Origin of the sequence: Dyadobacter sp. CY356 (assembly GCF_021440195.1) — a bacterium.
GTDB lineage: Bacteria > Bacteroidota > Bacteroidia > Cytophagales > Spirosomataceae > Dyadobacter.
This window is the reverse complement of the sequence record NZ_JAJTSZ010000005.1, coordinates 30,310-44,838: the sequence shown is the minus strand read 5'-3', so window position 1 is coordinate 44,838 and position 14,529 is coordinate 30,310. Positions and strand designations below refer to the sequence as shown.

Annotated in this window: 10 protein-coding genes; 2 read left to right on the top strand and 8 right to left on the bottom strand. The window is 40.4% G+C overall.

Annotated features, from left to right (window positions below; all coding sequences use genetic code 11):
- Positions 1 to 107 precede the first annotated feature (107 nt).
- Both LXL81_RS16800 and LXL81_RS16795 read left to right on the top strand, forming a co-directional pair.
- Positions 108 to 584 carry a single-stranded DNA-binding protein gene (locus LXL81_RS16800; RefSeq protein ID WP_234647963.1) on the top strand — a complete coding sequence of 159 codons (477 nt, stop codon included), beginning with the start codon at positions 108 to 110 and terminating at the stop codon, positions 582 to 584.
- Positions 585 to 698: 114 nt separating this feature from the next.
- Entirely contained in the window at positions 699 to 2,057 is a 1,359-nt protein-coding gene (locus LXL81_RS16795) for a transporter associated domain-containing protein (protein ID WP_234647962.1), read from the top strand.
- Between the two features lie 9 nt (positions 2,058 to 2,066).
- On the opposite strand, the gene LXL81_RS16790 is transcribed toward LXL81_RS16795, so the two are convergent.
- The 8 genes from LXL81_RS16790 to LXL81_RS16755 all read right to left on the bottom strand — a co-directional run bounded on the left by LXL81_RS16790 (position 2,067) and on the right by LXL81_RS16755 (position 14,485).
- Entirely contained in the window at positions 2,067 to 5,633 is a 3,567-nt protein-coding gene (locus LXL81_RS16790) for a VCBS repeat-containing protein (RefSeq protein ID WP_234647961.1), read from the bottom strand.
- A complete protein-coding gene (locus LXL81_RS16785) occupies positions 5,630 to 6,052 on the bottom strand; it encodes a hypothetical protein (RefSeq protein ID WP_234647960.1) in 423 nt (140 codons plus the stop codon). Before LXL81_RS16785 ends, LXL81_RS16790 begins: the two co-directional genes overlap by 4 nt.
- 144 nt (positions 6,053 to 6,196) lie before the next feature.
- Positions 6,197 to 7,639 carry a RagB/SusD family nutrient uptake outer membrane protein gene (locus tag LXL81_RS16780; protein WP_234647959.1) on the bottom strand — a complete coding sequence of 481 codons (1,443 nt, stop codon included), beginning with the start codon at positions 7,637 to 7,639 and terminating at the stop codon, positions 6,197 to 6,199.
- Positions 7,640 to 7,678: 39 nt separating this feature from the next.
- Positions 7,679 to 11,116, bottom strand: a complete 3,438-nt coding sequence (locus LXL81_RS16775; protein WP_234647958.1) for a TonB-dependent receptor — start codon at positions 11,114 to 11,116, stop codon at positions 7,679 to 7,681.
- Between the two features lie 70 nt (positions 11,117 to 11,186).
- Entirely contained in the window at positions 11,187 to 12,188 is a 1,002-nt protein-coding gene (locus tag LXL81_RS16770; protein ID WP_234647957.1) for a FecR family protein, read from the bottom strand.
- A 22-nt stretch (positions 12,189 to 12,210) separates the two neighbouring features.
- Positions 12,211 to 12,765 carry an RNA polymerase sigma factor gene (locus LXL81_RS16765; protein ID WP_234647956.1) on the bottom strand — a complete coding sequence of 185 codons (555 nt, stop codon included), beginning with the start codon at positions 12,763 to 12,765 and terminating at the stop codon, positions 12,211 to 12,213.
- A 215-nt stretch (positions 12,766 to 12,980) separates the two neighbouring features.
- Positions 12,981 to 13,637: a DedA family protein gene (locus LXL81_RS16760; RefSeq protein WP_234647955.1), complete on the bottom strand. Its 657-nt coding sequence runs from the start codon at positions 13,635 to 13,637 to the stop codon at positions 12,981 to 12,983.
- A 53-nt stretch (positions 13,638 to 13,690) separates the two neighbouring features.
- On the bottom strand, positions 13,691 to 14,485 hold the full coding sequence (locus tag LXL81_RS16755; RefSeq protein ID WP_234647954.1) for a phosphosulfolactate synthase: 795 nt from the start codon (positions 14,483 to 14,485) through the stop codon (positions 13,691 to 13,693).
- Positions 14,486 to 14,529 lie beyond the last annotated feature (44 nt).

Here is a 14,529-nt window from a genome sequence, read left to right as displayed (position 1 = left end):
TGGAAATGGTCATCACAATATTTATGCGAAATTTGAATTTGCATATTTGAACTAATATCCGGTATATTGAATTTAATTATCCACAATCATCACAAACGCACAAAATCATGGCAGGAGTTAACAAAGTAATCCTTATTGGAAATTTAGGGAGCGATCCGGAAGTCAGATATCTGGAGAGCGGTTCGGCGGTTGCAAAATTCAGTATTGCAACAACTGATTCTTACACAAATAAGAACGGTGAAAAGGTAGAAAATACCGAATGGCACCGTATTGAATTATGGGAAGGACTTGCGAAAGTTGCTGAGAAATATCTTAAAAAAGGTAATTCTGTATATATAGAAGGTAGAATCCGTACGGATAACTGGACAGATAAGGAAGGTGTTCAGAAATCCGGCGTAACGATCCGCGCAAACAGCATGACTTTGCTGGGCGGACCTAACAATGCCGGCGGGGAAAATAATAATCAGGGCACTCCAAATTATGCGCAATCATCCGCTCCGAAACAAAACCAGGCACCAAGATCTTCTGACCCGATTCCGCCATCCATGGCAGCAGGAAATGATGATGACGACTTACCATTCTAATATTTAAAGGAATTCTATCCAAAAAACATGTTAATTTAAAAATGTGTCTAAATTGACAATACTAATTTTGGATAGAATTCTTATATTGCATTGCGCCACAGGCTTAAATTCCGCATGTGGATCCGCAAGGTTTATTATGAACTTTTCTTACTCTTTGTGAAAGAAACTGCCGACAGTGACGATCCGTTGTCCCGAAAGCGTACGGGGATGTTTTATCCCGTTAAAAGTGCGCTTCCTGTCTTGACCGGGATGGTCATACCTATTGATGAATTTGCCGTTTACGAATTAATTCTTGTCTTCATACTTCTGGCTGTTTCTCTTTTTCTTTCCGGGATAAGAGCTTCTTACGCAACAGCCGGCGCGATGGAAAATCCCTGGGAGCGAAAAGGAGTTTCCGAAGGTTATATACCAACCCGCATTCAGCAACTTGCCCTTTCCATTATCCAGCGCGGCGTTACATTGCTCGCTTTATTACTTGCAGCACGATTTACCTGGCTTCAGGTTCAGCATAACGACCAAACCATTTTTCACTGGATTTCTCTTGGATCACTTGCCTTCTGGATTTGGCTGGATGTTATTATTCGCTTTTATGCAGCGCGTAATGCGGTAGAATTTATTCCCAAGATTGCTGGAATCACACATTTTATTATAAAAGTCTGTGAGCCATTAACCAAACCTATAACGAAACTGGGCTATGTTTTTGGAATTTTAACACCGGAAGGTTCTGAAATTTCTACGGAAAGACTCGAAGCAAAAGCAGAAAGCGAAGAGGAAACGGATCTGTTGAGAGGCTTGGCAAATTTCCGTCAGACCAATGCGAGAAAAGCCATGCAGCCGCGTATGAATATTAACGCATTCGACATTGAATTGAATTTTCATGAATTGATGGATAAAATCAATAAATCCGGATATTCACGAGTGCCTGTTTACAGAGATACGCTGGATAGCGTGGAAGGTATTTTAAATGTAAAAGACCTGCTCCCTCATTTACATCATAACGAACATTTCAACTGGCAAAAACTACTTCGTGTTCCTTACCTGATCCCGGAAAGTAAGCGACTGGATGATCTGATGAAAGATTTTCAGAGCCGTCGGGTACATATGGCTATTGTAATTAATGAGTACGGTGGAACGAGTGGTTTGATTACTTTGGAAGATATTATTGAAGAGATCTTTGGTGATATTAATGATGAATACGATGAAGAAGATGAAGTGAATTATACCAAAGTCGATGAAAATACGTACGTTTTTGAAGGTATGGTTTTGATCAACGACTTATGTAGAATTCTTAATCTGGAATCGGATTATTTTGATGAAGTACGCGGAAACAGCGAATCGCTTGCCGGCCTTTTACTTGAACTTTTTTCAAGATTACCACGAACAGGAGAAATTGCGACGCACCGTGGTATTACTTTCAAAGTTCAATCAGCTGATAAAAAGAGAATTAAGAAAGTCAGGGTTTTGGTTGGATAAGATTCATTATTATAGTTTTTGGATATCAATGGTCCGGGATACTCCTTTTGAATTGAAAATTTTAATACCGGCAATATTATCTCTCGGGATTACCAAAGTCCGTGATGATTGTGACAAATATCCCGCACCATAATGCCATTCATGTCTTTTTTTACGACTATCTTTAAAGCTGATTTCTGCCCATTGATCCGTCGGTAATGGTTTTAGTCTTATGGTTTTTTGATCGGTTTTATCCGAGATAAATGTTTTGAGCATATCATTATTCTGCGCTGCCAGAATTAGTTTTCTTCCATTATTCAAAGATAACTCCGCCAAACCTTTTCCATCACCTTCAACCAAAAATCCACTATTTGCAGGCGAAATTGGTAAAAAATTACCTTTGCCGTTTCCTTGAAGAAGTAACCCATTAAATGCATCCAGTCGCCCGCTGATAGATTCCGGTGCATAGGAATTACCTGTCAATAACAAGTCCGGATGCCCGTCCTGGTTATAATCTCCGGCTAAAATTCCATAAATAGGTCCAAGCTGTGCGGTAATTGGAAGTGCCTTAATCCTGAATTTTCCGTTTCCAAGATTTTCTAAAAAAACACTGCGCATTTCTTCACAGCTAAGTTGTATTGCATTTTTAAGTTCGTCCTTCGAGAAAATATCTTTTATCTCCGCTTTGGCATAATCGCCATAATAAACGAAGCGCTTTTTGAGGAAATTCATCTGGCTTGTCATTTCGTCACGCGGATGGATAGGATATAAATTTTCGCCGGTATACCGAAATATAACCGGATCCATCGTTCCGCTTTTGTCAAAATCTTTGGCAAACATTGTAAGCGGTTTGGTCGCTGACGGACGTTCTTCTGAATTTAAACCCACATTTCCGGCAACATAATCCATATCACCGTCTTCATCAAAATCTCCTGCGACAAGGCTACTCCACCAGCCATTCGTATTGGTCAAGCCTGTCGAACTGGTTATGTTAATAAACTTTCCGTTTTTGTTTTTCAAAAAGGTTAAAGGCATCCATTCCCCCGCCAAAATCAGATCTATCCAGCCATCATGATCAAAATCTGTCCAGAGTGAAGTGGTGACCATACCAATATTCTTCAATTCAGGACAAATTTGGTCAGTTACATCTGTGAACTTTCCAAGATCATTTCTGAGTATGGAGCTTTTAGGGGAAGTTGGATATTGGCCGGGTGTCAGTCTTCCGCCTGTGAATAAGTCCAGATCCCCGTCTTTGTCAAAATCAACAGCATTAACCGAAGAACCGCTGGTTGTATTAACAGGTAAAAGAGATGAATCGAGTTTGAAATTTCCTTTCCCGTCATTCAAATAAAGCCGGTCCTGATAATATTTTGAATCAATCGGAAATTCACTGCTGCCGCTGACGATAAACAAATCCAGATCGCCATCCTGATCCGCATCAAAAAGCAGTGAACCCATATCTTCTTCGAATTTTTGGTCTTTGGTCAGTGGTTTTTCGACAAACTTTTCCTGCGCATTTTGAACAAAAAAACTTCCGGAATGACGGAATGCCCCACCAATATAAAAATCTTCACGACCGTCCCCATTAATATCGCCAACTGCAATGCCCGGCCCGTTTTGTGATAGTAAATGTGGTAAAAGGGGCTGTACTTTGAAATCAATATATAATTCTTCTTTGTGTTTGTAAAGAATCCCCAACGCATCCGAAACTTCCTGAAAAAGGGGTTTTGGTATTATCGGATTATTTTTCTGATTGACAGACGCTTTATCATGTTCCAGTTTTAAAATCTGATCAGCTGAAATATTGGTCAACAATTGTGTTTGGTTATCCGGCCAAACTACCCGGATTGAATCAACTTTTTTATTTTTTCCAAGTCCGAAATGCAGCGTGTTTTCAACGGTCGACTGATATCCGCGGTAGGGAGAATGCTCAATAAATTGTTTTTCACTTTTAGTATAAACTGTCACTTTTGTTCCAAATCCATAAGGATTCTCCTTTGTGCCGTTTAATTTGATTCGCAGATAGTGATGATCCGGAAGTCTTTCAGATTGATTTTTGTAGACAAAAGCTTCATGATCAATGTTGTTTATTACCAAATCCAGATCACCGTCATTGTCCAGATCTGCATAGGCGGCACCATTTGAAAAAGAGGGCTTATCGAAACCCCAGGATTCTGATTGGTTTTTGAAAGTGAGATCGCCGTTATTTTTAAACAAATAATTAGCAACATGAGCACCTTCAACTTCTTTCAATGCCTGAACTGTCGGCGCATTATCCAGATTTCCTGATTGGATTTGCTGCTGGTATTGGGCCATCCGGTAAATCACAAAATCGCGGTTCGTAATGTCTTTCGGATAACCGTTGGTAATCATTAAATCGCGTTTTCCGTCATTGTCATAATCGGCAAATAAAGCACTCCAACTCCAATCCGTCGCCTGTATGCCTGAATATCTTCCTATCTCGCTAAAAAAAGGATGGTTAGTTCCCGGGCGATTTCCATTGTTATGCTGCAAGGTATTACGCATAAACTGTGGCTGATAACCCATGCGTTGTTCAGAAAGAAAACGGTCATAATTCATCAGCCCGAACATGTTTTTCCGGCGGATATTTCCTTCAGGCAGCATATCGAGCGTTACAAAATCCACAAGTCCGTCGTTGTCAATATCAGCCGCATCATTACCCATGGCTGAATAACTCTGGTGACGGAAATAATCGGTTATCTCGTTTTTAAAAGTCCCGTTTCTTTGGTTGATATAGAGCAGATCGTTCGACAAATAATCATTGGAAACATACACATCCGGCCAGTTATCTTCATTCACATCGACGATAGAAACACCCAAACCAAAACCTTCGGTAAGGATATTTGCCTCTGTGGAAACATTGGTGAATTTTATCTGACCATTAATTTTACCATCATTCCTATATAATTTATCAGTACTTAATGCTGAACCATCCGTCCGTTTCGGGCGGATAACATTTGGACCTTTGCGCTCCATGACATTTACAACCAAAAATACATCCAGATCACCATCTTTGTCATAATCGAAAAACGCAGCCTGGGTCGTGTTGCCGGAGTAATCCAAACCATACTTTTTCGCTTCTTCAACAAATGTGTTATTTCCCTGATTGATGTATAATAAATTAGGGCGGGGTATGAAAGTTGCATTCAGCTTTTGCGGCCCAGCCAATTGCGGCCCAGCCCTACAAACGTAGATATCCAGAAGGCCATCAGCATTAATATCGACCATCGATATTCCGCGAGCCCAGCTGTCGGAAAGTTTTATTCCTGATTTCCCAGTAATATCTTCAAATTTTAAATTGCCTTTGTTGAGATAGAGACGACTTTCTGCCATGTTTCCGCCCATGAAAACATCCTGCAAGCCGTCATTGTTGATGTCGCCAATTCCGACACCGCCGCCGTTGTAAAAATATTCGTAGGTGAGGATGTTGAGATTTTCATCCTCTTTTAAATTGTTGGAAAAAGTTATCCCGGTTTCGCCGGAAGGAAGCAACTCAAATAAAGTATCCTGATTCTTTTTTTTACAGGTAAACAGCGCAATGCTAATTATGAAAAGTAAGATCAGTTTTCGGGTCATTTGGATGCAGCACTATCGGAGGTTATTTTAGAAAAAAAGCGTATTTCGTATAATTCCTGGTTTTTGCCGGGAAGATATGGTTTTTGAAGTTTTTTCAACACAAGCTGATCATTGTCCAGTTTCAGAATTTTGTATCCATTCAAAAAAGTACCGGCCGAATCCAGATATACGAGCGAATCAGATTTTATAATTTTGTAATTATACTTCCTGAATTCGTCCTTCCGGCGTTCAAAAACAACCCCATCTTTGGTATACTCAAAATGCGACCAATGCTCATCCTGAGAATTATTGGTATGGGAAAAGCCATTAACAAAGTTCGAAATCGAATCCGTTTTCCAGGTACCCAAAATCTGCTTTTCCTTCGATACACATCGCATCAAAACAGAAATCAACAAGAAGGCTACAATAACTTTTTTCACGTTATGCTAAATTATTCAATTTGAAAAGAGAAAGAAGTCAACTATTAAAGAACAATGTCTCATACGTTGACTTCTTTCAAAACGCCGGGGAAAGTCCCTCAGCCACATTAATCGCATCGGCGACCCGGAATTAACAATTAACAATTAATAATTACTATTCTGGATCAATACTCCATTACTCAAATCCACCTCACGTTGCGGGATTGGGAAGTAATAATGTTTTGGTTTTACAAAATTACGACTTGGTTTGTAAGGTCCGCGTGCGATTTTATAATGCGCCACGATATCGATCAAACCTGCTTTATCCCAACGCATCAGATCCTGGTGTCTTTCATTTTCACCGGCAAGTTCAACGCGGCGCTCATGCATGATATCTTTCATCGTAGCACCTGTAATGGCTTTGAGGCCTGCACGTTTTCTTACCACATTCAATTCCGCATCGCCGCTTTGTCCTGAACGGATTTTAGCCTCAGCCGCTAAAAGATATACATCAGCAGAACGAAGAAACGGAGCGTTCAGACTTTGGTCCATATCTCCCGTTGCAGTGAACTGAGAATATTTTTTGAAAGCATAACCCGTTACACGTGTCATGTCCGCGGTAAATTCTGTTTCACCCAAAGCACCTCTTTCAACCTTATCACCCGGACTGAAAATGGAGTATGCCAAACGTGGATCACCTTTTTCAAATTCACTTACCAGATCCTGAATCGGTTCATGAAAACCCCAGCCTCCGAAAGTCTGCGGGGTATGGTAAAAAGCTGGTGAGTTATCCGTCGTCCAGCCCGTTTCATATTGAAGCGAAAATAAGGTTTCCGTGTTATTTTCTGTTGTCAGTTCAAAGTTCTGGTTGAAGCCGGTTGCCAATTGGTAAGCTGCATTGCCCGTCACTTTCGTGCTTGCTTCAATCGCTTTTGGCCAGTTTTCCTGGTATACATAAAGTTTGGTAAGGAATCCATACGCAGCACCCTGGGTTACACGACCTGCCTCTGTGGCACTATATGAAACCGGAAGCAGGGAAGCAGCTTTCAGGAAATCTGCTTCTGCCTGCGCACGAACTTCTGCAAGCGTTGATTTTGGTTTGTTAAAAGTCAGAGCAAGCGCGTCAGCTTCAAGTAAAATCGGCACTTCACCGTAAATAAGTGAAAGTCTCCAGTAAACAAATCCTCTCAGGAAATAAGCTTCGCCGAGGCTGCGGTTGCGCAAAGTTTCGTCCATTGTCACTTTTGGCGCATTAATCAAAACTGCATTTGCTCTTGAAATTACTTCGTATTTCGTCGACCATGTTGCAAGAATATGCGAATTGGAAGCGTCGAAAGTGAAGTTTTCCAGAACTGTTTCGTCAGAGTGGTCACCGGCGCGGTTCATATCATCTGAACAGTTGTCAAAAGTATATTCCGTATGGGCAAATCCGTCTTCATTCAAAAGAGGAGCATAAATGGCGTTGGTGGCAGAGACCACATCATCGCCATTACGCCAGAATTGTTGGGACGTAACCTGTCCGTAGGGTGTTGTTTCGAGTAAGTCTTTCTGGCAACTCATAAACGTTGCAAGAAAAATATATCCGGCTAGTATCGTTATCTTTTTCATAGGATTAAAATTCGGCTGGGATAGATCTGAACGTTTAGATTAGAATGATAGTGTAGCTCCGATTGTCCACGTGCGCGCCAGCGGATACTGTGCATAATCCACATTGAGCTGACTGTATTTCTGACCGCCAGCTGCATATCCAATTTCCGGGTTAAGTCCTGAATATTTGGTAAAAGTGATAATGTTCTGACCCGTTACATAAACTCTGGCCTGTGACATTTTTAATTTGCTGATAACCGTTTTTGGAACCGTATAACCAAGTGTCATATTTTTCAAACGTAAAAAATCCCCTTTTTCAACAAACAAATCGGAAGGACGATAGTTACGGTTTCCGTTATCAATACTTACACGTGGAATCGAATTACTCGTTCCTTCTCCATGCCAGCGATTTTGTTCTTCTGCATACAAATTGAAAGAATAACTTGCGTCAAGTCCCTGCATACGGTCTGCATTGTAGATTTTTGATCCGCCCACGCCAACAAAGAATAATGTTAAATCAAAACCTTTAAAATTAGCTCCTGCTGAAAAACCGTAATTTATTTTTGGTTGAGGACTGCCGATAATCGTTCTGTCCTGATCGTCGATAACACCATCGTTATTTAAATCCAGAAACTTCACATCCCCAGGTTTAATTTGTCCTCCGGTTTTACGGGAATCATTCGCGATGTTCGCATCAGCGTCAATCTCGCCCTGATTTTGATAAATTCCGTTTGTTTTATAGCCATAGAAAGTACCGTAAGTATGGCCTTCATAAGTCCTTACAATTTCCTGCTGACCTCTTCCGTATAGCTGTGTGGCTAGGAATCCGCCCGGTGTTGCAAGTTTCGTGATTTTGTTTTGGATAAGAGTAGCATTACCACTGAAATTCAGTGTCAATCCGCCAATCGAGTGACGATAAGAAGCTTCAAATTCCAGACCTTTGTTTCTCAACTGTCCGATATTCTGATCAGGAATGGTAGCAGTTCCGATCGTACCTACTGCCGGCGGTGCCAAAAGCATTTTCTTGGTATCCTTAACAAAATAGTTGGCGGAGAAATACAAACTGTTTTTCATAAGACCTGCTTCAAGGCCAAAGTTTGTCATTTCAGCCGTTTCCCAACCAATATTTGTGTTGGCCAGTCTGCTTTGTGCCGCGCCGGAAATGAAATTCTGAACACCACCGTTTCCGAATGCATAACGGTAAGAAGAATTGATCAGGGCGAGATATTGCAATGAGGCTACATTTTGATTACCCAATTGTCCCCAACCTCCCGTTAGCTTAAAGTTGCTGAAAAAGGGAAGAGCATCTTTGAAAAATGATTCTTCTGAAACTCTCCATCCGGCAGAAAAAGCAGGGAAATAACCCCATTGGTTACCAGGGGTAAATTTTGAAGATCCATCACTACGGACCGTAGCTGTAAGTAAATAGCGGTCTTTCAAAGAATAATTTATACGTCCGAATACGGAGCCCAATGCATCATAACTGCGGCCGCCGTTTCCACCGTCATTTTGAGAAATGGAAACGATGGTTCCGGCATATTGCATGTAACGCAGGGAAGGGTCTTCACTCGCAAAATCACGTCCACGCTGATTTGCATAGATATCATTGAAAGTTTGTGATGTGTAACCCGCTACGACATTAAGCGAATGCTGACCAAATTTTTTGTCATAAGAAAGGAAATATTCCTGTAAAAATGACCAGTTTTTATCGTGTCCAAGATTCAACTGATTGTATGAATTTGTTCTGAACTGATCGTTGATTTTAATATCAAAGGAATGCGTTTCACCAAATGTTGCATCCATGGCAAGGTTTGCACGCAGTTTTAATCCTTCAACAATTTCAAGCTCGCCGGTTACACTGCCTAGAAAACGGTTACGGATATTGTCCTGATCCTGGTTATCAATCGTAAAAACGGGGTTGTTTATATCGCCAAAAGCACCAATTCCCTGGGTTGAGCTGTAAGATCCGTCTGCATTTTTAACGGGCAGTCCGGGATGAAAACGAATAGCGCTCCATAGCAATCCTGTCTGAGAAGACTGTGTATCTGGTGAGGTATTGTGCGTATTGGTAAACTGGAAATTTTGTCCGATTTTAATTTTTGATCCGATTTTATGATCAGAGTTGATGCGGAAAGTAAGCCGTTTGTAATTTGACTTACCTATTATTCCTTTTTCGTTATAATATCCGCCGGATAAGGAGAAAGATGAATATTTACCACCCCCGCGAATCGATGCGTCGTAGTTTTGGGTAACGCCTTGTTTCAATATTTCATCCTGCCAATTTGTAAGTTGAGTCTGATATTTTGCATCATTCCAGATCGCGGGAATCGGTAAACCATCGTTTGTGTACGCTTCTCTTTTTAAGGAAGCCAAAGTTGGCGCGTCCAGAACGTCAAGTGTTTTGATACGGTTTGTAACACCAACATAACCATTAACAGTCAGGTTGATCGGGTTATCGAATTTTCCGCGTTTTGTGGTAATAATGATAACGCCATTTGCAGCACGTGTTCCATAAATCGCAGAAGCCGAGGCATCTTTCAGGATTTCAATCGATTCAATGTCATTTGGGTTGACATCATTCATCGTTCCGGAAGGCACCCCGTCAATCACAACTAATGGCGTTGAGTTATTTACCGTACCAAAACCACGTATCTGAATTGAACCGGCATCACCAGGTGCGCCACCGTTTCTGACAATATTAACACCGGCGGCTCTTCCCTGTAATGCCTGTTGCGCACCACCTGATGGCAAGTTTTGGAAATCCGCACCTTTGATGGAAGAAACTGCACCGGTAACATCTTTCTTTTCCTGCGTACCGTAACCTACTACAACAACCTCTTTCAGCGCGCTTACATCCGGAGCCAGTGAAATGTTGACAACACTATTTTTGTCTGATAATACTTCCTGACTCACATAACCGATAAAAGAGAATTTTAGCGTCACGGCGCCGTCACCAACATTCAGTGCATATTCACCTTTTTCATTGGTTGAAGTTCCCGTCTGGCTACCAACAACCAGAACGTTCACACCTGGCAAACCTTCGCCTTTTTCATCTACCACTTTTCCTGAAACTTTACGTTCAATTAACTGGTTTGGGAAAATGATTCCTTGTGATTGGATCGCCGTTCCCGAAGGTTTTTTACGAAGCAGGATCCTGGTGGTTCCCACAACTTCATACGACACATTGATAGGTGCCAGAATCTGGTCAAGCACTTTATTCAATGGTCCTTTTATTTCTTTCAGCGTAGTATTTTGAATTCCCTGAATACTGTTGGTGCTGTATACAAATTTTACATCCGCCTGTTTTTCAATCAGGTTCAAAATCTTTTTAATTTCCAGAGATTCCACTTTAAGCGAAATTTCCTTGCTCAGTAATTCCTGACCATGAAGCGTATGCGCCGTAGAAATACCACAGCATAAAATAAAAATCAGCAGTTGTTTGACAGTAGCACTTGCCACGTTGTAAACAACTCGTTCACGAGGTATTTTTCTATTCATAGGTTAAAAAGTTTTTCCGGGTTATTGAGATTCAAAGATGTAAGCTTCCTTTTAATATAAGTGCGTTCAGCTATTTCGAGCAACCTTCTCCACGAACGAAAAGCGTTGTTCCTCTTCTTTCATACGTAGCGTTTAAGGATTTACAGATCAGGTCAAGTTGTTCAAATAAAGAGAGATCCGTCAGATCACCGGTAAATTTGCAGGCTTCAACTGCATCATTTTCAATGACAATATCAATACCATATGCTTTTTCCAGTAATGAGAAAGCTTCTTTGACGGGCGTTTCCAGGAATGAAAATCCATAAGCGACCCGAATTTCGGAACGGTTGATCACCGGATTTTCAACAATGGCTAGTTCCATCTTTTTTGATTTTTTGTCAAAAGTGATTTTCTGGTTTCTGGTCAGGATAACACCATTGCTATTGGAGGGAGATTTTTCAGCTACTTCATACACAGAAACGCGGCCGGTTGCTACCAAAACTTCAATGGACCGCGCATCGTCATAAGATTTAATCGTAAAACTGGTTCCCAAAACCTGCGTGACCAGGTTTTCAGTAGATACGATAAACGGCTTCGCAGGGTTTCTTTTTACCTTAAAAAATGCTTCTCCATGCAGATAGACCAATCTGCGCTCTGCACCAAAATGTTCAGGAAAACTGATGCTGCTTTTCTCTTTCAAAATCACCACACTGCCATCTTCCAGATATACCCGCTGTGGTTTTGCTGATGTATTTTTAATTTCAACAACGCCCTGGTTACCTAATGTTTCAAGTTTGAGAATATCAGCATACTCCGATTTTTTTAAAAATGCCCAGCTTCCAAACAGAATTAATACCGAAGCCGCTATTCCCTTTATCCATGGTAAAAAGCGAATGTAAACAGGCTCACGGATCGTTTCGGCATACAGTTTTTGCTTGATCCTTTTTCCTATTTTTTCTTTTTCAGCTTCAAAAACAGGCGTTTCTTCAAAGGGATTATTTTCCAGATATTCGTTTATAAACTTTTCTTCGTCAGGCGATTGTTCGCCGGACAGATACTTTTGCAATACTATATCAAAATCGAATTGATTCATTTCTCTTTTAGTTGTCTTCGTTTCAATTTTGTGTGTGATAGACCGAGAGTTGATCTTTTAAAACTTTGAGTGATTTTGTGATATGGTATTCAACCGCTTTTTCTGACAAATTCAGCTCTTTTGCAATTTCCTTTACCGACTGATTTTCAAACCTGCTTAGCTGAAATATTTTGCTCGTTTTTTCAGGAAGTTTTTTCAGAGCATTATCCAGTGCCTGTGAAAGGTCTGTAAATTCGGCGGTATCTTCGGTCAAAGCATTTTCCTGCATTTTTTGCAGAATGATGTGTTCTTTATATTTCCGCCAGGTAATTTTTGATTTGATAAAATTGGTTATCAAATTTTTCATTGAAATCACCAGATAGGAACTCAGGTGTTTGATCTGGCTTTGTTCACGGCGGTTCCACAGACTTTCAAACAAATCATGAACCAATTCTTCGGCTTCCTCTTTTGTGCCGGTCTGATGATACGCGATACAAAATAATTTGTACCAATACCGGTCATAAATTTCCCCAAAGGCAATTTTATTGCCTTCGCTAAGTTTCATAACCAGCTGTTCATCAGTTAAAGTTGTGTTCATTTAGTTTCCATTTACAGGAATACAAAGGTATAGTCAAACAAAGGTCAAAAACCCCTAAACTGTTTTAACAATTTTTTAAATTATTTTTTTATATTGACCCTGGTTGCTGATTTTTTTATTTAAGTAACTGATATCCTACATAAAAAAGACCCTCCTGGTTTGGAAGGTCTTGATTTTGAATGTTATGAGAGGTGATAGCAAAACTGTTAAAAAACCTAGGCTGTTTTCGGCTTTGCCATTTTGCTTTTGAAAAACTGAAAAATCATTGGCAGTATTGAGAATCCGATGATACCAAAGATGACAAGTTCAAAGTTTCTTTTAACAATATCCATATTCCCAAAGAAGTAGCCAAGAAGTGTCAGCGACGGAACCCAGAGGATAGCACCTAAAACACAGTATCCAATATATTTTGAATAATTCATACTTCCTGCACCAGCAACAAAAGGTGCAACTGTACGTACAATCGGAATAAAACGGGCCATGATTACAGTACTTCCGCCATGTTTTTCATAAAAAGCTTCTGTCTTTTCAAGATATTCTCTTTTCAGGAACAGGATCCGTTCTCGTTTTTTAATTTCACCACCAAACTTTTTCCCCATGAAATAATTGACATTATCACCTAAAAGTGCTGCGATGATCAATACGATAATGATCAATACTACATTAAGACCAGTTCCTTCATTGGCTGCAATCGCACCCGCCGCAAAAAGCAACGAATCGCCCGGTAGAAGCGGCATAATAACCAAACCAGTTTCTGTAAAAACGATCAGGAAAAGAATAACGTAGGTGAGTGTACCATACTGCTGTACGATATCAAACAAATGTTTATCCAGATGAAGGAAAAAATCAATAAACTGCTTTAATAATTCCATGGCTTTAAAAATTTGACCAATTATGTGATAAGATGAAAGATGAGGTAAAACAGTTATTTCGAATCAATTTTCCATTCTTTTTTTGTCTTTGCATTCAGGAAATGGTTGAAAGTATCTCCACGCAGTCCCAGACGAATCGTTTCTAATGGAATAAGTTCGCTTGGAGCAATATTTCCAAGATTAACATTTGACCCTAAAAGTTTAACAAACCAGACCTGCTGCGATTTTTGCGGTGCTTCCCAAAGCATTTTCTCAAAAGGGATCTGAGTCAGAATTTCTTCCACCAAACCCTGGCGAACTTCACCACTGGCTCTGAAAAGTCCAACATTTCCGGATTCTCTTGCTTCTCCGATCACTTTCCATGCGCCGGCTTCCAATTCAGACTGAATGAGCTGTATCCACTTATATGGAGGGATTATCTTGTTTTCGTCCTTGGATCCTACTTCCGACAAAACGGTTACCTGTGTAGCCAGTTTACGGATATATTCACATTTTACATCCTGTGGCATTTCAACTGATCCGTCAGATACCTCTGCAAATTTCAGATCATATTTATCAAGAAGTTTGCGATAATCATCAAACTGATTCCTTACTACAAAAGCTTCAAACAGGGTTCCGCCAAAATAAACTGGTATACCGGCATTTTTATATACCGCCAGTTTTTCATTCAGATTAGATGTAACGTAGGAAGTGGCCCATCCCAGCTTGACGATATCGATAAACCCTGAGGCACTCGAAATCATATCTTCGGTTTCCCTGATACTAAGCCCCTTATCCATAACCATCGTAATCCCCTTTTCACGAGGCTTTTCAGAACGGGAAGGAATTTGTGATAACGTAAAATTCATATTTGGATACTCTTTTAAGTCTTCGAAAAACACGGGCAAAGGTA